Origin of the sequence: Curtobacterium sp. NPDC090223 (genome assembly GCF_044746585.1) — a bacterium.
In the GTDB taxonomy this organism is placed as follows: Bacteria; Actinomycetota; Actinomycetes; order Actinomycetales; family Microbacteriaceae; genus Curtobacterium.
The window spans coordinates 402,966-422,046 of sequence record NZ_JBIVCN010000002.1; the positions used below are offsets into that span (position 1 = coordinate 402,966).

General features: G+C 73.5%; 20 protein-coding genes. 9 read left to right on the forward strand and 11 right to left on the reverse strand.

Annotated features, from left to right (window positions below):
* Position 1 precedes the first annotated feature (1 nt).
* Genes ACIPJY_RS06535 through ACIPJY_RS06545 form a run of 3 tightly spaced genes read left to right on the forward strand, consistent with a single transcriptional unit; the run spans position 2 to position 4,245 of the window.
* Positions 2–1,912 (forward strand): gamma-glutamyltransferase family protein, encoded by a 1,911-nt coding sequence (locus ACIPJY_RS06535; protein WP_400466390.1) that lies wholly within the window; start codon positions 2–4, stop codon positions 1,910–1,912.
* A complete protein-coding gene (locus ACIPJY_RS06540; protein ID WP_400466387.1) occupies positions 1,896–3,512 on the forward strand; it encodes a dipeptide ABC transporter ATP-binding protein in 1,617 nt (538 codons plus the stop codon). The genes ACIPJY_RS06535 and ACIPJY_RS06540 overlap by 17 nt, the downstream gene beginning before the upstream one ends.
* Positions 3,513–3,543: 31 nt before the next feature.
* The gene (locus ACIPJY_RS06545) at positions 3,544–4,245 is read left to right on the forward strand and encodes a GntR family transcriptional regulator (RefSeq protein ID WP_400466384.1); all 702 of its coding nucleotides are present in this window, start codon (positions 3,544–3,546) and stop codon (positions 4,243–4,245) included.
* Between the two features lie 6 nt (positions 4,246–4,251).
* Here the strand turns inward: ACIPJY_RS06545 and ACIPJY_RS06550 are convergent, their stop codons facing one another.
* The gene (locus ACIPJY_RS06550; RefSeq protein WP_400466382.1) at positions 4,252–5,022 is read right to left on the reverse strand and encodes an AraC family transcriptional regulator; all 771 of its coding nucleotides are present in this window, start codon (positions 5,020–5,022) and stop codon (positions 4,252–4,254) included.
* A gap of 76 nt (positions 5,023–5,098) precedes the next feature.
* Between ACIPJY_RS06550 and ACIPJY_RS06555 the strand changes: the two genes are divergently transcribed.
* Positions 5,099–5,917, forward strand: coding sequence for a sulfite exporter TauE/SafE family protein (locus tag ACIPJY_RS06555; protein WP_400466379.1), 819 nt, complete (start codon positions 5,099–5,101; stop codon positions 5,915–5,917).
* A 2-nt stretch (positions 5,918–5,919) separates the two neighbouring features.
* On the opposite strand, the gene ACIPJY_RS06560 is transcribed toward ACIPJY_RS06555, so the two are convergent.
* Together ACIPJY_RS06560 and ACIPJY_RS06565 are read right to left on the reverse strand one after the other, a co-directional pair.
* Positions 5,920–6,963, reverse strand: coding sequence for an NAD(P)-dependent alcohol dehydrogenase (locus ACIPJY_RS06560; protein WP_400466376.1), 1,044 nt, complete (start codon positions 6,961–6,963; stop codon positions 5,920–5,922).
* 123 nt (positions 6,964–7,086) lie between these two features.
* Positions 7,087–7,668 (reverse strand): DUF805 domain-containing protein, encoded by a 582-nt coding sequence (locus ACIPJY_RS06565; protein ID WP_400466373.1) that lies wholly within the window; start codon positions 7,666–7,668, stop codon positions 7,087–7,089.
* Between the two features lie 120 nt (positions 7,669–7,788).
* Here ACIPJY_RS06565 and ACIPJY_RS06570 point away from each other — a divergent pair, with 120 nt between their 5' ends.
* Complete coding sequence (locus ACIPJY_RS06570; protein ID WP_123655363.1) at positions 7,789–8,229, forward strand: OsmC family protein; 441 nt, start codon at positions 7,789–7,791, stop codon at positions 8,227–8,229.
* Positions 8,230–8,323: 94 nt separating this feature from the next.
* Complete coding sequence (locus ACIPJY_RS06575) at positions 8,324–8,587, forward strand: hypothetical protein (RefSeq protein WP_400466369.1); 264 nt, start codon at positions 8,324–8,326, stop codon at positions 8,585–8,587.
* On the opposite strand, the gene ACIPJY_RS06580 is transcribed toward ACIPJY_RS06575, so the two are convergent.
* Positions 8,565–9,269 carry a hypothetical protein gene (locus ACIPJY_RS06580; protein ID WP_400466366.1) on the reverse strand — a complete coding sequence of 235 codons (705 nt, stop codon included), beginning with the start codon at positions 9,267–9,269 and terminating at the stop codon, positions 8,565–8,567. The genes ACIPJY_RS06575 and ACIPJY_RS06580 overlap by 23 nt on opposite strands.
* 70 nt (positions 9,270–9,339) lie before the next feature.
* Here ACIPJY_RS06580 and ACIPJY_RS06585 point away from each other — a divergent pair, with 70 nt between their 5' ends.
* Positions 9,340–10,857 carry a threonine/serine exporter ThrE family protein gene (locus ACIPJY_RS06585; protein ID WP_400466363.1) on the forward strand — a complete coding sequence of 506 codons (1,518 nt, stop codon included), beginning with the start codon at positions 9,340–9,342 and terminating at the stop codon, positions 10,855–10,857.
* Positions 10,858–10,888: 31 nt separating this feature from the next.
* On the opposite strand, the gene ACIPJY_RS06590 is transcribed toward ACIPJY_RS06585, so the two are convergent.
* A complete protein-coding gene (locus tag ACIPJY_RS06590) occupies positions 10,889–11,566 on the reverse strand; it encodes a TetR/AcrR family transcriptional regulator (protein ID WP_400466360.1) in 678 nt (225 codons plus the stop codon).
* A 153-nt stretch (positions 11,567–11,719) separates the two neighbouring features.
* Between ACIPJY_RS06590 and ACIPJY_RS06595 the strand changes: the two genes are divergently transcribed.
* Positions 11,720–12,040, forward strand: a complete 321-nt coding sequence (locus ACIPJY_RS06595) for a hypothetical protein (protein ID WP_400466357.1) — start codon at positions 11,720–11,722, stop codon at positions 12,038–12,040.
* A gap of 132 nt (positions 12,041–12,172) precedes the next feature.
* On the opposite strand, the gene ACIPJY_RS06600 is transcribed toward ACIPJY_RS06595, so the two are convergent.
* The 5 genes from ACIPJY_RS06600 to ACIPJY_RS06620 form a co-directional block, all read right to left on the reverse strand.
* Positions 12,173–13,084, reverse strand: a complete 912-nt coding sequence (locus ACIPJY_RS06600) for an SDR family oxidoreductase (protein WP_400466354.1) — start codon at positions 13,082–13,084, stop codon at positions 12,173–12,175.
* A gap of 99 nt (positions 13,085–13,183) precedes the next feature.
* Positions 13,184–14,116 (reverse strand): PfkB family carbohydrate kinase, encoded by a 933-nt coding sequence (locus ACIPJY_RS06605; protein WP_400466351.1) that lies wholly within the window; start codon positions 14,114–14,116, stop codon positions 13,184–13,186.
* A complete protein-coding gene (locus tag ACIPJY_RS06610; protein WP_400466349.1) occupies positions 14,116–15,603 on the reverse strand; it encodes a purine-cytosine permease family protein in 1,488 nt (495 codons plus the stop codon). The genes ACIPJY_RS06605 and ACIPJY_RS06610 overlap by 1 nt, the downstream gene beginning before the upstream one ends.
* 86 nt (positions 15,604–15,689) lie before the next feature.
* Entirely contained in the window at positions 15,690–16,691 is a 1,002-nt protein-coding gene (locus tag ACIPJY_RS06615) for an ADP-ribosylglycohydrolase family protein (protein ID WP_400466346.1), read from the reverse strand.
* Entirely contained in the window at positions 16,688–17,398 is a 711-nt protein-coding gene (locus ACIPJY_RS06620; RefSeq protein WP_400466343.1) for a GntR family transcriptional regulator, read from the reverse strand. Before ACIPJY_RS06620 ends, ACIPJY_RS06615 begins: the two co-directional genes overlap by 4 nt.
* 122 nt (positions 17,399–17,520) lie before the next feature.
* On the opposite strand from ACIPJY_RS06620, the gene ACIPJY_RS06625 reads away from it, so the two are divergent.
* The gene (locus tag ACIPJY_RS06625; RefSeq protein ID WP_400466340.1) at positions 17,521–18,234 is read left to right on the forward strand and encodes a hypothetical protein; all 714 of its coding nucleotides are present in this window, start codon (positions 17,521–17,523) and stop codon (positions 18,232–18,234) included.
* A 55-nt stretch (positions 18,235–18,289) separates the two neighbouring features.
* Here the strand turns inward: ACIPJY_RS06625 and ACIPJY_RS06630 are convergent, their stop codons facing one another.
* Positions 18,290–19,072, reverse strand: a complete 783-nt coding sequence (locus ACIPJY_RS06630; protein WP_400466337.1) for an endonuclease/exonuclease/phosphatase family protein — start codon at positions 19,070–19,072, stop codon at positions 18,290–18,292.
* Positions 19,073–19,081 lie beyond the last annotated feature (9 nt).

Consider the following 19,081-nt stretch of genomic DNA (forward strand, 5'->3'; position numbering starts at 1 on the left):
CATGAGCACCAACCCCGCGTTCGTCGCCCCGAGCGCCGACACGACCCGCCCCGACCTCGCGGGCACCTTCGGGATGGCCGCGTCGACGCACTGGCTCGCCACCTCCACCGCCCAGGCCGTCCTGGAGCGCGGCGGCAACGCGTTCGACGCCGCCGTCGCGGGCGCGTTCGTCCTGCACGTCGTCGAACCGCACCTCAACGGCCCCGGCGGCGACATGACCGCCGTCTTCGCCACCGCCACGGACCGGGTCCCGACCGTCCTGTCCGGCCAGGGGCCGGCCCCGGCCGGGGCGACGCCGTCGCACTTCCGTGCGGAGGGCCTGGACCTGGTGCCAGGAGCCGGAGCGCTCGCCGCCGCCGTCCCCGGTGCCGTCGACGCCTGGCTCCTCCTGCTCCGCGACCACGGGACGTGGGAACTCGGCGACGTCCTGGCCTACGCCGTCGGCTACGCGCGCGACGGTCACCCCGTCGCACCGCGCGTGGCCGCGACGATCGCGACGGTCCAGGGACTGTTCCGGGACCACTGGCCGTCCTCCGCGGACCGGTGGCTGCCGGGAGGCTCGGTGCCGGTCCCAGGGGACGTCATCCGCAACGAGACGTGGGCGGCGGTGCTCGACCGCCTCGTCGACGCCGGCTCCGGTCCCGACGGGGCCGGTGCCGACGGCGAGGCCGACGGCCGCGCCCGACGCATCGACGCCGCCCGGGACGCCTGGGCGACGGGCTTCGTCGCCGAGGCGATCGACCGCTTCGTCCGGACGCCGCACCGTCACGCCTCCGGCACCGACCACGCCGGGGTCATCCGCGCCGACGACCTGGCCGCGTTCCGGGCGTCGTACGAACCGGCGACGACCGCCGAGTTCCGCGGCCGCACGATCGCGAAGACCGGGCCGTGGGGCCAGGGGCCGGCGCTGCTGCAGACCCTGCGGCTGCTCGAGCCGCTCGACGACGCCCTGCTCGACCCGTCGACCGTCGCGGGCGCGCACACGATCGTCGAGGCGCAGAAGCTCGCGCTCGCCGACCGCGAGGCCTACTACGGCGACGGCGACGTGCCGATGGACGAGCTGCTCGCAGACGCCTACACGGACGCCAGGCGCACGCTCATCGGCGAGCGCGCCTCGCACGAGTTCCGACCGGGAGCGGTCTCCACGGCGGCCGGCGAGCTCCCGCCACTCCGCGAGACGTACACGCCCCACGGGGAGCCGGTCGCCGGGGTCGGCGAACCGACGGTGCCGGGAGCCCGTGGCGACGCGGTCGCCGCGCCCGCCGAGGACGCCGCCGTGCACGAGGACCGTGGCGAGCCGATCGTGATGGAGACCGGCGAGACCCGTGGCGACACGTGCCACATCGACGTCGTCGACCGCTGGGGGAACATCATCAGCGCGACCCCGTCCGGCGGCTGGCTGCAGTCCTCGCCGACGATCCCCGAGCTCGGCTTCTGCCTCGGTACCCGCATGCAGATGACCTGGCTCGAGGAGGGCACCGCGTCGACGCTCCGGCCGGGCGAACGCCCCCGGACGACGCTCACCCCGACGCTCGTCCTCAGGGACGGCGAACCGGTGGTGGCACTCGGGTCCCCCGGCGGCGACCAGCAGGACCAGTGGCAGCTGCTGTTCCTGCTCCGCACGATCGTCGGCGGGTACTCCCCGCAGCAGGCGATCGACGCCCCCGCGCTGCACACCACGTCCTTCCCGGGGTCGTTCTGGCCCCGCACCTGGACACCGGGCGGCGTCGTCGTCGAGGACCGGCTCGGTGACGACGTGATCGCCGGGCTCGAGGAGCGCGGCCACGTCGTCACCCGCGCGGGCGACTGGGCGCTCGGTCGCCTGTCGTGCGTCACCCGCGACCCCGCGACCGGCGTGCTCGGTGCCGCCGCCAACCCGAGAGGAGCACAGGGACATGCCACAGGACGCTGACCACACCACCCCGCTGCTGTCCGTCCGCGACCTGCGTGTCGCCTTCGGTGGCCGTGAGGTCCTGCACGGCGTGGACCTCGACGTCCGGCGCGGGGAGCGCGTCGCGATCGTCGGGCAGTCCGGCTCCGGCAAGTCGACGCTCATCGCGGCGGTGCTCCGGCTGCTCCCCGGAGCCGGCGCGATCACCGGCGGGACGATCCGGCTCGGCGACCTCGACGTCGGGAACGCCGACGAGGCCGCCATGCGCCGGGTCCGCGGCGGCCGCATCGGGCTCGTCCCGCAGGACCCGTCGACGAACCTCAACCCCGCGATGCGGGTCGGCGCGCAGATCGCCGACACGCTCCGCGCCGGCGGGCTGCGCGGCCGCGCGGCGATCCGACAGCGGGTCGTCGCCCTGATGACGGAGGCCGGGATCCCCGAGGCGGAGCGCCGGGCGGACCAGTACCCGCACGAGTTCTCCGGCGGGATGCGGCAGCGCATCCTCATCGCGATCGCCCTGGCCCGGCAGCCCGAACTCCTCATCGCGGACGAGCCGACCAGCGCGCTCGACGTCACGGTCCAGCGGCAGATCCTCGACCACCTGCAGACGCTCGTCGACCAGCACGGCACCACCCTGCTGTTCGTCACGCACGACCTCGGGGTCGCCGCGGACCGGACCGACCGCGTGATCGTGATGCTCGACGGCGAGATCGTCGAGCAGGGTGCGCCGGAGGCGATCCTCCGCGACCCGCAGCACGAGTACACGAAGCGGCTCATCGCCGCAGCACCCGCGCTCTCCGGCCTGCCCCCGGAGCCGACCGACCCGGGCGAGCCGATCCTCGTCGTGACCGACCTGGTCAAGGAGTACCGGCTGCGCGGGCGCGGCGCCGGGACGCTCCGCGCCTCCGACGGCGTCTCGTTCGCGGTCCGGCGCGGCACCACGACCGCCGTGGTCGGCGAGTCCGGCTCCGGCAAGACGACGGTCGCGCGGATCCTGCTCGGGCTCGAGGCGCCGACATCCGGCACCGCGCTGGTGGACGGCCGCTCGATCGGCACGGCACGCGGCGCCGAGCGGCGTGCGATCCGCCGCCGGGTGCAGCCGGTGTTCCAGGACCCCTACGGCTCGCTCGACCCGACCTCGACGATCGAGCGGATCATCGACGAGCCGCTGCGGGTGTTCGGGATCGGCGACCGGGCGGCACGCACCGAGCGGGTGGCGACGCTGCTCGACCAGGTCGCGCTGCCCCGGTCCGCCGCGCAGCTCCGGCCGAACGAGCTCTCCGGCGGCCAGCGGCAGCGTGTCGCGATCGCCAGGGCGCTGGCGCTCGAACCCGAGGTGCTCATCCTCGACGAGGCGGTGTCAGCACTCGACGTCCTCGTGCAGGAGCAGATCCTCGCCCTGCTCGACGACCTGCAGGACCGGCTCGGGCTGAGCTACCTGTTCATCACCCACGACCTGGGTGTGGTCCGCCGGATCGCCGACGACGTCGTGGTGATGCGTCGGGGCCGGGTCGTCGAGCGCGGGTCGGTGGCCGAGGTCTTCGACGCACCGCAGGAGCAGTACACGCGTGACCTGCTCGACGCGATCCCCGGCCGGGCACTCGCGGAGCAGACCGCGTGAGCCCAGGCCCGCGCGTGAGACGCTGGTGCACGTGCTGAACGGTGCCGGAGTCCTCGACGCGATCCGCCGCGACATCGTGGCGGGTGCGCTGACACCGGGCACCCGGGTGACGGAGGCCTTCCTCGCGGAGCGCTACGGCGTCTCCCGGGTCCCGGTGCGCGAGGCGCTCCGCGGCCTCGAGGGCGAGGGCTTCGTCGTGTCGCGGCCGAACGCGGGCTCCCGGATCGCGGAGATCCCGTTCGACGAGGCCGACGACCTCTTCGCCGTCCGCGAGTCGCTCGAGATCGCCACCGCTCGCCGTGCGGCCGCGCGTGCCCGCACGCTGTTCGACGGCGACGCCCCGCCGGAGGACTGGTGGCGGGTCCGCCGGGAGCTCGGCGTGGTGCTCGACGAGGGCGACGCCGCCGTGGAGCGCGACGAGCTCGGCCTGCTCGTCGGGCTCAACGACCGCTTCCACTTCCTGGTCGCGGAGCTGTCCGGCAGTGCCACGCTCGCGACGCTGCTCCGCCAGCTCTCCCGGAAGATCGAGTGGCTCTACGCGATGGACACCTCGTCCCGCGGGAAGCGCCTGTGGCCGGAGCACCGCCGGATCCTCGGGGCGATCGACGCCGGGGACGCCGAGGCCGCTGCGGAGCGGATGGGCTGGCACGTCCGCGAGAGCCGGATCGGCTACGTCGCCCGGTCCTCGCCCGACCGTGCGGCCGAGCTCCGCGCACTCGGCCCGGCGGTCTGACCCGGCTCAGGCCTGTGCAGCACGCCGGAACCGGGAGGGCGGCGCACCGAACGCCTTCGTGAACGCGGCGGTGAACGCCGCCGGTGAGGCGTACCCGAGTCGGCCGGCGACCTCCGTCACGGTCGCGTCGCGGAGCGCCGGGAGGCTCGCCAACAGCCGGGCGCGTGTGCGCCACGCCGCCGGTCCCATGCCGAGCGCCACACGGAACCGCCGGTCGAGGGTGCGCTCGCTGACCACGGCGCTGCGCGCCCAGTCCGCGTTCGTCACGTGGACGTCCGGGTCCGCCAGGTACGCGCGGCAGAGGTCACGGAGCACACCGGCTGCCGGCAGCGCCACGGTGAGCGGGAGGGGTACGACGCGCTGCAGCTCCTGCAGCGCGAGCCGGAGGACGGCGCCGTCGCGGCCCTGCTCGTCGTACCCGAGCGGCAGGTCGAACGCGGCACGCAGGAGTTCCCGGAGGAGCGGGCCGACCTCCACCACCGTGCAGGCGGTGGGCCACCACGGCACGGCGTCCGGCTCGACGTAGAGGCTCCACGTCGTGACGTCGAGCATCCGGACCTGGTGCTCGACGCCCGGCGGGATGAGCACGGCCCGGTCGGTGGGCACGGTCCACGAGCCCTCGTCCGTCTCGACGAGCATCACACCGCTGGCCCCGTACAGCACCTGGGCGCGACGGTGCGCGTGCCGTGCGAGCAGGAAGTCCGGCGGGTACTCGGTCCCGATCGGCAGCACGTCGCGAGCGAGGTGGTCGTGGTCCTCGACCCGGACGTTGCGCACGGAGTGAGGCTACCGCTCGAAGGTTCCGGGCGCAGCATCGATTGCTCGCCGTACCCGTGACGGGTGGACTGGACCCATGACGTTCCTCGTGCTCGCACTCATCGGTCTGCTCGTCGGCCTCACCACGGTGCTGTTCGGCTTCGGCGGCGGCTTCGTGACGGTGCCGATCGTCGCGGTGGCGGACGCCTCCATGGGCGGGGACGCGGTCCGGGTCGCGACGGCCACCTCGGCGCTCGTGATGCTCGTCAACGCCGCGGTCGCGACGGCGTCCACGCGACGGGACGTGCTCGGGCGGCTCCGCGGTCGGGCCGGGCTCTTCGTGCTGCTCGTCGTGGGCGGGGCGCTCGGGGCGGAGGCGGCCCGGTTCGCTCCGGACGGCCTGATCCGGTGGGGCTTCGTGGTCTACGTCGGCGCGACCGTCGTCGACCTGCTGGTCCGCCCGGGGTTCCTGCGGAGCGACACCCGCCCGGTCGTCCCGCGGAGCGACACCCGCCCGACGCGACAGGCGCCGGACGGGGCCGGCGTGCGGACCGTGCTGGGCCTCCCGATCGGCGCGGTCGCGGCGTTCCTCGGTGTCGGCGGCAGCGTGATGACGGTCCCGGTGATGCGGCGGGCCGGGGCGTCGATGCCGGTGGCGACCGCCCTGGCGAACCCGCTGACACTGGCGATCGCGGCACCAGCGGTCCTGGTGACACTGCTCGCCCACGGGACGGTCCCGGCTGCGCCGGGGCTCGTCGGCGCGGTCGACGTGCTCGCGGCCGCCGCGCTCCTGATCGGCGCCATGCCGGTGATCGTGGTGCTGCGGCGACGCCCGCCGCGCATCCCGGAGGCCGTGCACGCGTGGGGGTACGTGCTGCTCCTGGGCGCGGCGGGCGTCGCGGTCGCCGTGGGGTGAGCTCAGGCGGAGGGGACGACCACCGCGCGACCGGAGAGCTCCCCGGCCTCGAGCTTGCGGTACGCCTCGAGTGCGTCGTCGAGCGAGTAGCGCTCGATGTCCGGCACGATCTGTCCCGCGCGGTACATCGCGACCACCTCGTGCAGGTCCGCGATCGTGCCCCAGTACGTGTTCGTGATGGTCGACTCGTACGGCGTCGCGAAGAAGTTCCACTCGGTGGTGCCGCCCGCGATGCCGACCACGGTGAAGCGCCCGCCGACGGCCATCGACGCCTGCGCCGCCTTGATGGTCGGCGTCGCACCGACGAAGTCGAACGCCGCGTCGACGCCCTTGCCGCCCGTGATCTCGCGGATCGCCGCGACCTGGTCCGGGCCGCCGGGGACCGTGATCGCGCCGCGCTCGGCGGCACGGGCCATCGCGTCCTCCTTCATGTCCGTCGCGATGACCGTCGCACCGGTGAGGGCGGTGAGGATCTGCACGGCGATCTGGCCGAGCCCGCCGAGACCGACGACGAGCGCGTACCGGCCGCCGCCCGCCAGGTTCGGCAGGGCGTTCTTGATGGCGTGGTACGGCGTGAGCGCGGCGTCGCTGAGCGGTGCAGCGGCGATCGGGTCGGCGTCCCCGAGCGGCACGAGGTTGCGGGCGGGGACCGTGACGTACTCGGCCATGCCGCCGTCGCGACCGAGGCCGATGCCCATGTACGGGTTCGTCGCGGCGTTCTCGCAGTAGGTGTCCTGCCCCTTCGAGCAGAAGCTGCAGTGCCCGCAGCCGACCGGGCCGTAGACCAGGTAGGCGTCGCCCTCGGTGAGCCCGGTGACGCCGTCACCCACGGCCTCGACCCAGCCGGAGTTCTCGTGCCCGAGGGTGAAGGACGGGTTCTGCGCACCCGGCTGGCCGGCCTGGAACTCGCGGTACACGGCGACGTCCGAGTGGCAGGCGCCGGCTCCGGCGACCTTGAGGAGCACCTCCCCCGGGCCGGGCGTGGGCTTGGGGACGTCCTGCAGGGACGGGAACGTCTGGAACTGTTCGAACACGACGGCGCGCATGGCTGCCTCTCCTCCGGTGACGGGTGCTGACGGGGTCTGAACGACCTGTCGGGGCGTCGTGGTGGGGCGCGCGGCGTCGCGATCGGATCGTCTCGATCCGGGAAGTAAGACTACACCTGTTGCCTAGGTGGACGGGAGCTGCGAGCTCGGCCGGTACGCGTCCCACAGGCTCGGGTCGAACCGGGAGCCGCGCGGTCGGGGGCGACCGCAGACCATCACGGACACGACGAGCCACCCGAGCGGCCCGGTGAGCGCGAGCAGCAGGATCCACCCGCCGCTGCGGTCCCGGTCGTGCAGGCGCCGCACGAGCAGCGACCACCGCGGGATCGCGGTGACCGCGAGCCCGAGCAGCACGACGACGTCCCACGGGTTCGGGGCGACCCGTGCTCCCTCGCCGTAGCCGAACTCGCCCCCGTGCGCCGGGTCGCCGATCAGCGAGAAGTGCACGGACGGCGACGGCACGATCCCGAAGGGGTCGGCGTGGGCGTCCCACCGCCACGGGGTCCCCGTCCAGACCGGGAGCCCCACGAACACCGCGACGAGGAGCAGCTCGATCACCATCGGCCAGAAGAACTCGGAGCGACTCGCCCGTCCGTGGAACCGCCAGCCCTGCGTCCAGAACCGGGCCCAGGCGACGAGCGGTCCGGCGTCGCGGACCGGCCCCGGCGCGCGCACGCGGGCACGGAACGTCGTTGCTTCCCCCATGGTCCGACCCTACCGATACTGCGTCTTCGCCGAGAGCGGGTTGCGAGAACGCGCGTTCTCCGATTGACTCGGACACGTCGGCCCGACCCGTGGCCGACCCCCCACACGAAAGGAGCGGCCATGCCCACGCGCACCGCACGCACTGCTTGGAACGGCGGCCTCAACGACGGCTCCGGCCAGGTCGAACTCTCCAGCTCGAAGGTCGGCACGTACGACGTCTCCTTCCCGAAGCGCGCCGCCGAGGACGCCGGTGGCACCACCAGCCCCGAGGAGCTCATCGCCGCAGCGCACTCCGCCTGCTACGCGATGCAGTTCTCCGCGGTCCTGGGCGAGGCCGGTGGCACCGTCGAGGCGCTCGACGTGAAGGCGGACGTCTCGCTCGGCCCGGACAGCGCCGGCGGCTTCAAGCTCACCGGCATCGCCCTCACCGTGCACGGTGAGGTCTCCGGCATCGACGAGGCGACGTTCCTCAAGGCCGCCGAGGACGCGAAGGCGACCTGCCCGGTCAGCAAGGCCCTCACCGGGGTCGAGATCACGCTCGACGCGACGTTCGAGCAGTAGCGGGTCGCGTCCGCGACGCGACGACACGTCGGACGGGAGGCCCGGTTCCAGCTGGCACCGGGCCTCCCGTCCGTCGGTCGGTACGCTGGCGGACATGACGGCCGGACCGCCCCGCACCTGGACGCACGTGGCCCTGTGGGCCGGCCTGCTCGCGCTGGTCGTCGGCGCGGTCGTCGCCGCGACCGCGCCGTCGGCGTCGGCGTCCTTCGGATGGTTCCTGGGAGCGCCGTCGTCCGACTACGCGTTCGTCGCAGGATCGACGAACTGGCACTTCTGGACCGGCGTCGGCATCGCCGTCCTCGGCGCCGTCGTCGCCGCGTTCGCGGTGGGGCGACTCAGCGTCCGCCGGGCCCGCTGAGCCGGGCGTCGGCGGCCGCCATGGCAGCGCGCATCGACTCGGCGTCGCCCGCCGGCCAGCCACCGGAACTCGCCAGCGGGAGCTCGGTCATGAACCGGCGGAGGTGCTCGGGGTAGGCGCGAGCCACCCGGTCCGGGTCGTCGCGGACGGTCCGGTAGAGGTCGGGACCGTCGGCGTAGAACAGGTCGGCGACGACGAGCCGGCCGTCCCGCCCCCGCATCACGTTCGCCGGGTTGTCGTCGAGCGGCCCCCACCAGGGCTGCTCGGCCGCTCCGAGGGCGTGCACGGACGCGATGTGGGCGGCGAGCACGGCGACGTCGGGCGCCCCCGCCGCGATGGAACGGTGGAACGCGGCTGCCTCGGGCTCCGGCACCGGCTCCAGGTACTCCATCAGCGTGAGGTCACCGCCACCCGCGAGCACCCGGTGGCCGAGCAGACCGGGCACCTGCCCGGTCGACGACGCCCGTCGGTAGAGCGCCGCGGAGTACGGCGCGGCCGGGTCGAACGGACTGATCCGGGCGACGGTACGACCCCCCGGCGAGCGCAGCGCCCACGCCCAGTCCCCCGTCCCGCAGTGCGTCCACCCGGCGGCACGGAGGAGTGCGTCGACGTCGTGGTGCGTCGCGTCGACCGGCAGGTCGTCGACGACGGCGATGTCCGGGTCAGGTGCGGATGGCGACATGCGCCCCAGGCTAGGCGACGCGTTCAGCGCGCACCCGGACTCGGCCCGGGGCGGCAGGCACAATGGGCTGATGGCCGACCCGCTCCACCCTGGATCCCGGACGGGCCGTCCCCCTCGTCCCCCGCACCGTGCTCGGGCCCGCAGCGTCGCGCAGCACGACCTCCGGGACATCAGGGCCCGCCTGCGCGGGACGATCTACGAGCACGTGGAACCCGACCGAGCGACCGCGGCGCAGTACACCGCCGCGCAGATCGTCGACTTCTGCCTGGACCTGGCCGAGGTGATGCTCGCCTCGGGCGCGGACACCCGCAGCGTCGAGATCGCCCTGGTCGCGGTGGCCACGAAGTGGAACCTCGCCCCGCTGGAGCTCGACTTCACGGGGAGCTCGGTGACGATCCAGTACGCACCGTCGGACGCCCCGATGCTCGTCAAGATGCGCACCGTGCGCTCGGACGGCTCGGACCTGAACCGCCTGGCGTGGGCGAACCAGATCGTCGACGACGTCATCCACGACGAGCGCGACATGACCTCCGCCGTGAGCGCGCTGGTCGCGGTGCTCCGGATGCCCTCCCGGTGGCCGACCTGGACGGCCGACGTCGGCCTGTCCATCCTGGGCACGTCGATCGCGATGCAGGCCGGCGGCGGCTGGCGCGCGGGTGTCGGCGCGTTCGTGCTGATGCTCGGGATCATCGTCTCCGGGCGGTGGCTCACCGGGCGCGGGTACCCGCAGTTCTTCGTGTCGGGTGCGCAGGGCGCGGTGGCGTCCGCGCTCGGCACGCTCGCGATCGGCACCGGGATCCTGCACCCCGCCGGCGCTGCCACCATGGTCGCCGCGCTCGTGGTCCTGCTCCTGCCGCACCCGTCGCTCGTGACCTGGGCGCAGGACGCGATCTCCGGGTTCCGGGCGATGGCCGTCGCCCGGGCGTTCTACATCGGGTTGATCATCGCCGCGATCGTCGTCGGGGTGCCGGCCGGGATCGCGCTGACGAAGTGGCTCCACCTCGAGGTGGACCCGTCCGGCATCGTGACGCAGACGCTGCCGCTCTGGGCGTCGCTGGCGCTGACGGTCGTCTCCGCGGGGGCGAACTGCTTCGTGCAGCAGGCGAGCGCCCGGGTCATCCCGGTGGCGGTGGTGTTCTCGGTCGCCGCGGGCGCAGCGCTCTGGGGCCTCCGGCAGCTCGGGTTCCCACTGCTCGGTGCGACGTTCGTCGCCGCGGTGCTGCTCGGTGTCCTGTCGACCTACGCGGCCGTGCGGATGCGGACCGCGGTGGCCGCGATCGCGGTGCCGGCGTTCTGCGGTGCCCTGCTGCCCGGTGTCGCGGTGTCGAACGCGCTGCTCAACTTCATGTCCGGGACCTCGAGCGCGGCACTCGACTTCGTCGCGGCGGTGTCCGTGGCGCTGGCGATCGGCGCGGGGCTCGTGCTCGGCGGGCTCTTCGCGACGCCGAGTGCACGTCGTGCGCTCCGTCGGTCGCGCCGGGTGGTGGTGCACTCGGTGCACAACGACACCACGGCGATCCGGGTCATCCGCGACACCGGGTACGACCCGGGCAACGGGACGGTGCCGCGGCTCCCCCGCACGCCCTGAGCGGTCGGCGGCGACGCCAGCCTGACGCGGTCTAGATGTCCCAGCCGTCGTCGGACCACGTGGACAGGCGACGTGCGGCCTGCGGCTCGTACCGCTCCATCCAGCCGCGCTCGAGCCGTGCGACGGCACGGTCGAACGCCGGCACCAGGTCGAGGTCCGACCGCAGCAGCGCCTGGAGCTGCAGCCCCTCGTACAGCGCGATGAGCTGCTCGGCACCGCGCCGGGGCTCCATCGTGTGCGGCGCCCGCCCCACGGCGATGTCGTGCTCGAGTCCGCGCTTGATCTGCGAGAAGAAGAGCTGGTAGCGGGACCGGAGGTACGACGACATCGGGTGCGCGGGGTTCCCGGAGACCGAGAGCAGCGCGACCAGGAGCCGCATCAGCGCGGGGTCCTCGGCGTTCGAGGCGACGATCGCGCGGAGGAGCTGCACGGTGCTGCCGTTGCCGACCACCCGCGTGACCTCGTCCATCCGCCCGCCGTTCCAGCGGTCGAGCGCGGCGAGCACGAGGCCGTCCCACGACGGGAAGTGCTGGCGGAGCTCGTCGACGGAGATGTCCAGGCGTTCGGCGACGGCCTCGGGCCTGGCTTCGTGGAACGGCACGTCGTGCAGCAGGTCGACGGTCGCATCGACGATCGTGATCCGCAGGTGCAGGGTCGCTGCCGCTGCCGCTGCCGCCGCGGTGTCCGCGCTGGTGTCCTCGAGCATCATGCCCTCCGTCTGCGGACGTCCTGTCCGCAGGTTCATCCAAACGTGTCGAGGGGCGGAACAGAATCCCCGGTCCGGGTGTCGGCATGTTGGGGGACACGAGCGCACACCACGGGTTCCTGGCGTGTTCCCGGCATCGTGTGTGACGATGCCGCGATGACCCCGAACGACCCCACTGCGCAGGGCCTGGCGACCATGGCGTCCGCCGGCTTCGAGTTCGGCGGCGACCCCGACCAGGTCGCGCACGACGTCCGCGCGATGTGGGAGCAACTCGGCCGGCCGCAGGGTGCGTTCGACGCCGCCGCACAGGCCATCGCCGTGCTGCCGCAGCGCCCGGAGGTCCCGATCGCCGACCAGGCCCGACGCCGCGAACTCGAGCGCGCCTTCGGCATCAACCCCGTCGAGGTCGAGCTGGCCGCGGCGCTGTCCGCCCGCGAGCTCCTCGAACGCATGGCCCGGAGCTGCTCCGTCGGCTGACGACCCCATCGCGCGGTGGTGCGGTTCGCCGCCGCACAACGGAAAACACCTCGCACCACGGAAGTCCGTGGTGCGAGGTGTTTTCGGTTGTGCGACGGCGCGCAGCGCGCGCTGCGCGGCCGAACGGCAGCGCTACGGCGTCGGCATGCCGCCGTCGACGTGCAGCGTCTCGCCGACCACGTACGACGACTCGCCGCTGGCCAGGAACACGTACGCCGGCGCGAGCTCGGCCGGCTGGCCCCAGCGGCCCAGGTAGGTCTGCTCGCCCGCGGACGGCAGCGCCTCCGGCGGCTGGCCACCGGCCGGCTGCAGCGGGGTCCAGATCGGCCCCGGCGCGACGGCGTTGACGCGGATGCCCTTCGGTGCGAGCTGCGCCGCCAGGCCCTTCGCCAGGTTGTTCACGGTCGCCTTGGTCGCCGCGTAGTGCACCAGGTGCGGCGACGGCGCGTACGCCTGGATCGAGGTCGTGTTGATGATCGTCGAGCCCGGCTGCAGGTGCGGCACCGCGGCCTTGGTGATCCGGAACGTCGCGTAGGCGTTCGTCTTGAAGGTCTCGTCGAACTCCTCGTCGGAGATGTCCACGATCGAGGAGACGTTCTGCTGCTTGCCCGCGTTGTTCACGAGGATGTCGAGCCCGCCGAGCTCGCGGACGGCGGTCGCGACGAGCTCCTCGCAGAACTCGAGCGAGGTGATGTCGCCGGGGATCGCCACTGCCTTGCGCCCGGCCGCCTCGATGAGCGAGACGATCCGGTCGGCGTCCTCCTGCTCCTCGGGCAGGTAGCCGATCGCGACGTCGGCGCCCTCGCGGGCGTAGGCGATCGCGACGGCCGCGCCGATGCCGGAGTCGCCGCCCGTGACGAGCGCCTTCCGGCCGGTCAGGCGTCCGGAGCCGCGGTAGGTGTCCTCACCGTGGTCGGCAGGCACGTTCTCCGCCATCTCCGCGTCCGTCCCAGCGCCCCCGAGGTACTGCTCGTCGGGCTTCTTGTCGGCGTAGAGCTTCGTCGGGTCCTGCATCGTGTACTGGTCGATCTGCTGGTCCGTCATGCCCTCGACGGTACGCAGGGGGTCCCCCGGTTGCGTTCAGGAGACTGTCCCCCTGCACTCAGCCCGGACGGGAGGCCCGGCGTGCGTCCGGCGCGTCGCCTACGCTCCGTGGGCGGCCAGGAAGGCGTCCGTCTCGGCCCGCGTCGGTGCGGTCGCGGGCCCGAGGCGGGACACCGCGATCGCGGCCGCGGCGTTCGCCCGGCGGACCGCGTCGAGCAGGCCCTGCCCACGGGTGAGCGCCGCGACGAGCACGCCGCCGTGCGCGTCACCGGCACCGTTCGTGTCGACGGCCGCGACCGGGAAGCCCGGCACCAGGACGGGCCCGTCGGGCAGCGCGGGGTCGGCGACCCAGCAGCCGGCCCCGCCGTCGCGGACGAGTGCCGTCCCCCGCGCAGCCGCGGCGACCGCGGCGACCGCCTGCCGGAGGTCGGCCGACGTCGGGGACATCAGCCGGGCCTCCCGGGCGTTCGTGGACACGATGTCCGCACGCGCCGTGACGGGCGCGAGCACGGACGGATCCAGCGTGCCGACCAGGGGCGACGGGTCGAACACGACCCGCACCGAGGACGGGACCGACCCGATCCACGCGGCGATCGCGGCACCGTTGACCGGGTGGGCGAGCCCGTACCCGGAGACGAACAGGGTGTCGCCGGCACCGAGGTCGACGCGTGCCAGTTCGGCCTCGCCGAGTCGTCCCTCGGCGCCGACGGACGTCACGAACGTGCGCTCCGTCGAGGCGTCGACGAGTGCGACGCAGTACCCGCTGTCGACGTCGTCGATGCCGGGTTGCAGCACCGCGACGTCGGCGTCGGCCAGTGCTCGGCGCACGACGTTGCCGAACGGCCCGGTACCGTACTGGCCGGCGAAGACGACCTCGAGGCCGTCGCGACGGGCGGCCACCATCGTGTTGAGGCCGCCACCCGCGGTGATGTCCGACGAGGACGCGATGACGTCGCCGCCGGGCTCCGGCAGCTCCCCGACGCGCATCACGATGTCGACGATGACGTTGCCGACGGAGACGAGCCGCGCCATCAGGCGTGCTCCCCGACCGGCATCGGTGCCGACTCGTCGGCGGGCTCGTGGAGCACGCCCTGCGGACCGCCGGTGAGCACGTAGACCGCGGCCGCGACGACGAACGTGACGATCCAGCCGAGCCCGTTCGCGCCGATCCAGGTGTGCGAGAACGCGCCGACGAACACCGGGTCGGCGTCGCCGACCTGCACGCTCGTGAACAGGAAGCCGACCACGATCGCGACGGCCCAGGCGATGACGGCGCGCCACGCGATGCCGCCCGAGTACCAGTAGCGACCGCCGGCCCGCAGGTCGAGCAACGCCACCGGGTCGTACCAGGTGCGGCGGACGATGTCGGCGATGAAGACGCCGAGCCAGGCGGTGATCGGCACGGCGAGCACCGAGATGAAGGTGATGAACGGCGCGTAGAAGCCGTCGGCGACGAGCATGAAGTACATCGCGCCGAGGAACGTCACGACCACGTCGACCGTGACGGCCCACACGCGCGGGACCTTGATGCCGAGGGTCAGCGTGGTGAGGCTGGCCGAGTACACGGAGAGGTGGTTCGAGAGCAGCAGGCCACCGAACGCGGCGATCAGGTACGGGACGGCCATCCACCCGGGCAGCAGGTCACGGATCGCGGCGACCGGGTCCCCGGCCTCCGCGAGCGTCGGGTCCCCCGCGGAGACGAGCGCACCGAGACCGACCAGGAGCACGAGCGGGATGCCCGCGCCGGCGGCGCTGGCGGCGACGAGCTTCGATGCCCGGACGCTCGTCTTCGTGTAGCGGGCGATGTCGGCGCCGGCGGTCGCCCAGCCGATCCCGGTACCGGCGGCGATCGTGCCGATCCCGATCGCCATCGCGGCGAACGGCCCGGCGGGCGCGCTGCCGACGACGTGCCAGTCGACGCGGAGGACCAGGAAGACGGCGACGAACACGTTGAGCGCGCCGAAGACCCACGTCGCCCACTTCTGCACGGCGACGATGAAGGCGTGCCCGAGGCCGGAGATCAGCACCGTGGCGATGACGAACACCAGGATCGCGACGATCGTCAGGGCCGGGCTGTGCTTCGCGTCGCCGTCCGTCCACCCGACGATCGTGAAGAGGGACAGCAGCACGAAGGCGGCCGTCGTGGTGTTCACGGTCTCCCAGCCGAGGCGGGACAGCAGCGAGACGAAGGTCGGCCCGACGTTGCCGCGCACGCCGAACACCGCACGGCTCAGGGTCAGGCCGGGAGCGCCACCGCGCCGGCCCGCGATCGAGATCACCCCGACCAGCGCGAACGACCCGGCGGCACCGACCACCGCGACGACGAGCGCCTGCCAGATGTCGAGGTGCTGGAACGCCACCAGGGTCGCGCCGAGGGGCAGCCCGAGGATCGAGATGTTCGCGGCGAACCACACCCAGAACAGGGCGCCGGAGCTGCCGGTGCGCTCGGCGGTCGGGACGGGTTCGATGCCCCGTTGCTCGATGCTGGTCAGGGTGCCGGAGGCGGGACGGTCGGTCATGGTTCCTCTTACGTCGTCGGAAGGGCTTCTGGGGGGACCGGGCGGTGACTCGTGGGGGATGCCACCGACCGGAGCTGTGGGGTGGGCTAGCGCGTGCGCCGCAGGGCGAGCAGCGGTGTGACGACGTCCGCGAACCGGATGTCGTTGACGCGTTCGACCCGCGGTGCCGCGTCGGCGGGCCAGGCGGACGGCCCGTGCACGGCACCGAGCACCGCGCCGGCCATCGCGGCGATCGTGTCGGTGTCGCCACCGGTGCTCGCCGCCGTGCAGAGCGTCTCCCAGGGGTCGAGGTCGAGCGAGACCAGGGCGAGTGCCGCCACGACGGACTCCTGGCTGGCGACGCTCGTGCCGATGACCCCGTCGATCACGTCGATCCGCTCGGCTGCCGGCACCGTGGGCAGGTACCCGCGTGCCCACGCGGTCTTCTCGGCGATCGAGGCGCCCGCGACCCAGTGCCCGCGGCGCTCCCCGATGCGGGCGGCGGCCACGGCGACGTCGAGCGCCTCGGCACGGGTCGCGCCGTCGACGCCGGCGCTCACGGCAGCGGCGATCGCGGCTGCGCCACCGATGCCGAGTCCGGTGTCGTGCGTCACGCGGGAGGCGTCCTGCACGGCGTCGACGAGCACGTCGAGGTCGTCGGCCGTCGTGGTGATGCCGACCGGGGTGATCCGCATCGCGGCGCCGTTGGTGGTGCCGGTGGACCCGGCCTCGGACACCGGGACGCCCTCGGTGATCCGCTGCACCGCGGTCTTCGTGCTGGGGCCGAGCAGGTCGAGGGACCCCTTCGCCGCCATGCCGCGCTCCCAGGCGATGAGCGCCTCGGCGAACCGGGTGGGGTCGAGCCGCCCGTCGCCCTCGACCAGGAGCCGAGCGACGAGGACGGCCTGCTCGGTGTCGTCGGTGATGCTCGCGGCGGGCATGCCGTGCGCGATCCGCTGCCGCGGGCCGGCGTCGACGAACCCGCCGATGCGTCCGTGGTCCTGGCGGATGGCGGCGAGGGACATCGACTGCGTCGGCATGCCGAGGGCGTCCCCGATGGCCAGGCCGTGGAAGGCGGCGAGGGCGTGGTCGTACGGGTGCGTGGTCATCGGACTCCCTGTTCGAAACGCATGTGGATCCGGAAGCGGTCGGGATCGAGGAGGCTGTCGACCGCCTCGACGAGCGCACCGCCGGCGGTCCGGGACACCCGGCGGCTGTGCAGGAACGGCGTCCCGGGGGTGCGGTCGAGCACGGCGGCCTCGGCGTCGTCGAGCGGCCGGACGTCGATCCACTGCTCGGCACGGACCGGGACCAGGCCGGCTGCCTCGATCGTGGCGCTCAGCGATCCGTCGACCAGGCCCTCCTCTACCGCACGGTCGAGCCGGCCGACGCGCGGGACGATGCTCCGCTCGTAGGACACGTGCGGGCCGTCCACGACCGAGCGCACCCGGTCGACCGCGACGAGCTCCGGGTCCGCGCCGACGACACCCGCGAGCTCGGCGTCCGTGATCCGCTCGATCCGGAGCGTCCGGGCGTGCACCTCGGCGCCGCTGCCGGCGATCGACCGGGCCCACCCCGCGCGCGGGTCGAGCGCTGCGCCGTCGAAGGTGACGATCGAGCCGATGCCGCCGCGGGTGGCGATGTACTCGTCGTCGGCGAGGTCGGCGAGGGCCGCGCGCACGGTCCCCCGGCTGACGGAGAACCGTTCGGCGAGCTCGTGCTCGCCGGGCAGGCGTTCGCCGGACACGTACCGACCCGTCGCGATCGCGTCGCGGAGGGCTTCGGCGACGAGTCGTCGCTTCGATGAGACGGGCATGACAGGGATGGTACATGTACAAGACCTGTCCAGTCGAACACAATGTCACGGTCCGGTGACGGCCCGGCCCCGATTCGGTAACACCCGTCGTGCAGGAGCGCTCCCGGCCCTACGGTCGAACGGTGACTGCACGGACCATGCTCGCGCTCGGCGCCGCGACGCTCGCCCTCTTGGCGGGCGCGACGGCCGCCGACCTGTCGAGTGGTCCCCGCACCAACGACCGCGCCGTCGCGGCAGAGGTCACACCGGCCACCACCGCGACGCGCGTCTCGAACGCCAAGCTCAAGCGCGTCGACGCCGTCGAGCTCGACGCCGAGACGATCACGCTCCGCCGTGGCGACCGGACCGTCGCGGTCGCGTCGATGCGGGATTCCCGGACGACCGTGTCGCTCCTCAACCGCCTGTTCGGCACCCCGTCCCGGACGCAGACCGCCGAGGGCGACGGCGGTCGGTGCTTCCCCGCCGGCACGACCTACACGTGGGGCGGCGCTCTCCGGGTGGCGGCGCTCTCGACCCCGTCCGACCTCGGCAACTCGCTCGAGGTCCGGGTCCTCCGCGACGACGTCCGCTCGCGCACCGGCAGCATCGTCGAGCTCAGCGGGCCGGACGGCGTGCAGGTCGGGGACGACATCGAGCGCCGTGTCCGCGACGCCGCGAAGACCGACCGCGAGTCGCTCGGCTCGGGTGACTCGAAGGCGTGGCAGCTCCTGCTCGCCGAGGGCTGGCCGTCGGACGCCGACGGTGCCGGGACGAACGGGGTCTCCGCTCTCACCGACGGCACCACCGTGACCGTCATCGGTTCGCCGATGCCCGTCAACGCCGAGCACGGCTGCTGACGCGTCCGCCCCGGGCGGACGTCGTGGACGCCGCGCGGCCGATGCCGCGCGCCGCTCACATCCGGATCGTGGCCACCACCGGGAAGTGGTCGCTCGCGAACCACGTCTCCGGACCGTCGTGGTCGATCAGCACCCGGTCGACGCCCGCGACGTCCTTCGTCAGCACCCAGTCGATCCGCTCGCCGGAGGCCACCGGGGGCAGCCAGTCGTTGAACGTCGCGGTCCGGTCCGCGGCGTCGCCGGCCACCGTCCAGGCGTCCGTGTAGCCGCCGTCCGCGAAGACGCGCGACGCCGTCCCGGTACCGGCGGGCTCGTTGCAGTCCCCGGCGACGACGACCGGGCCGTCGACGCCGGCGAGTCGTTCGACGATCAGCGCCGCGCTCTTCCCGCGGACCTCGTCGCCGTGCGCGTTCGGCTCGTGGTCGAGGTGCGTCGTCAGGAGCGTGAACGCCGGGCCGTCGACGTCGAGGAACCGCACGTGGTTCGCGATCCGCGGGAACAGGCTGCCCCAGGTGTTCGACACCGGCTCGTCGGGGGTGTCCGACAACCAGAACGAACCCGTCTCCAGCGGCCGGAGCCGTTCGGTCCGGAAGAACACCGCCGCGTGCTCCCCCGCCGTGCCGCCCTCACGCCCCTGCCCGACGTCGGCGTACCCGGACAGCCCCGCCCGGAGCTCGTCCATCTGGTGGTCGAACGCCTCCTGCACGCAGAGCACGTCGGGGTCGTGCCGCCGGACGATGTCGAGCAGGACCGGCAGTCGGGCCGGCCAGTCGTGCGCCGGGTCGGGGTTCTTGACGTTGTAGGTCATCAGGGTGATCGTCCGCGCTGCGTTGCTCACACCGGACGA

What these genes read in the sequence shown, in the direction of transcription:
- ACIPJY_RS06535 (WP_400466390.1), top strand. Translation starts at nt 2, where the DNA reads ATGAGCACCAACCCCGCGTTCGTCGCCCCGAGCGCCGACACGACCCGC.
- ACIPJY_RS06540 (WP_400466387.1), top strand. Translation starts at nt 1,896, where the DNA reads ATGCCACAGGACGCTGACCACACCACCCCGCTGCTGTCCGTCCGCGAC.
- ACIPJY_RS06555 (WP_400466379.1), top strand. Translation starts at nt 5,099, where the DNA reads ATGACGTTCCTCGTGCTCGCACTCATCGGTCTGCTCGTCGGCCTCACC.
- ACIPJY_RS06560 (WP_400466376.1), bottom strand. Translation starts at nt 6,963, where the DNA reads ATGCGCGCCGTCGTGTTCGAACAGTTCCAGACGTTCCCGTCCCTGCAG.
- ACIPJY_RS06565 (WP_400466373.1), bottom strand. Translation starts at nt 7,668, where the DNA reads ATGGGGGAAGCAACGACGTTCCGTGCCCGCGTGCGCGCGCCGGGGCCG.
- ACIPJY_RS06570 (WP_123655363.1), top strand. Translation starts at nt 7,789, where the DNA reads ATGCCCACGCGCACCGCACGCACTGCTTGGAACGGCGGCCTCAACGAC.
- ACIPJY_RS06575 (WP_400466369.1), top strand. Translation starts at nt 8,324, where the DNA reads ATGACGGCCGGACCGCCCCGCACCTGGACGCACGTGGCCCTGTGGGCC.
- ACIPJY_RS06580 (WP_400466366.1), bottom strand. Translation starts at nt 9,269, where the DNA reads ATGTCGCCATCCGCACCTGACCCGGACATCGCCGTCGTCGACGACCTG.
- ACIPJY_RS06585 (WP_400466363.1), top strand. Translation starts at nt 9,340, where the DNA reads ATGGCCGACCCGCTCCACCCTGGATCCCGGACGGGCCGTCCCCCTCGT.
- ACIPJY_RS06590 (WP_400466360.1), bottom strand. Translation starts at nt 11,566, where the DNA reads ATGATGCTCGAGGACACCAGCGCGGACACCGCGGCGGCAGCGGCAGCG.
- ACIPJY_RS06595 (WP_400466357.1), top strand. Translation starts at nt 11,720, where the DNA reads ATGACCCCGAACGACCCCACTGCGCAGGGCCTGGCGACCATGGCGTCC.
- ACIPJY_RS06600 (WP_400466354.1), bottom strand. Translation starts at nt 13,084, where the DNA reads ATGACGGACCAGCAGATCGACCAGTACACGATGCAGGACCCGACGAAG.
- ACIPJY_RS06605 (WP_400466351.1), bottom strand. Translation starts at nt 14,116, where the DNA reads ATGGCGCGGCTCGTCTCCGTCGGCAACGTCATCGTCGACATCGTGATG.
- ACIPJY_RS06610 (WP_400466349.1), bottom strand. Translation starts at nt 15,603, where the DNA reads ATGACCGACCGTCCCGCCTCCGGCACCCTGACCAGCATCGAGCAACGG.
- ACIPJY_RS06615 (WP_400466346.1), bottom strand. Translation starts at nt 16,691, where the DNA reads ATGACCACGCACCCGTACGACCACGCCCTCGCCGCCTTCCACGGCCTG.
- ACIPJY_RS06620 (WP_400466343.1), bottom strand. Translation starts at nt 17,398, where the DNA reads ATGCCCGTCTCATCGAAGCGACGACTCGTCGCCGAAGCCCTCCGCGAC.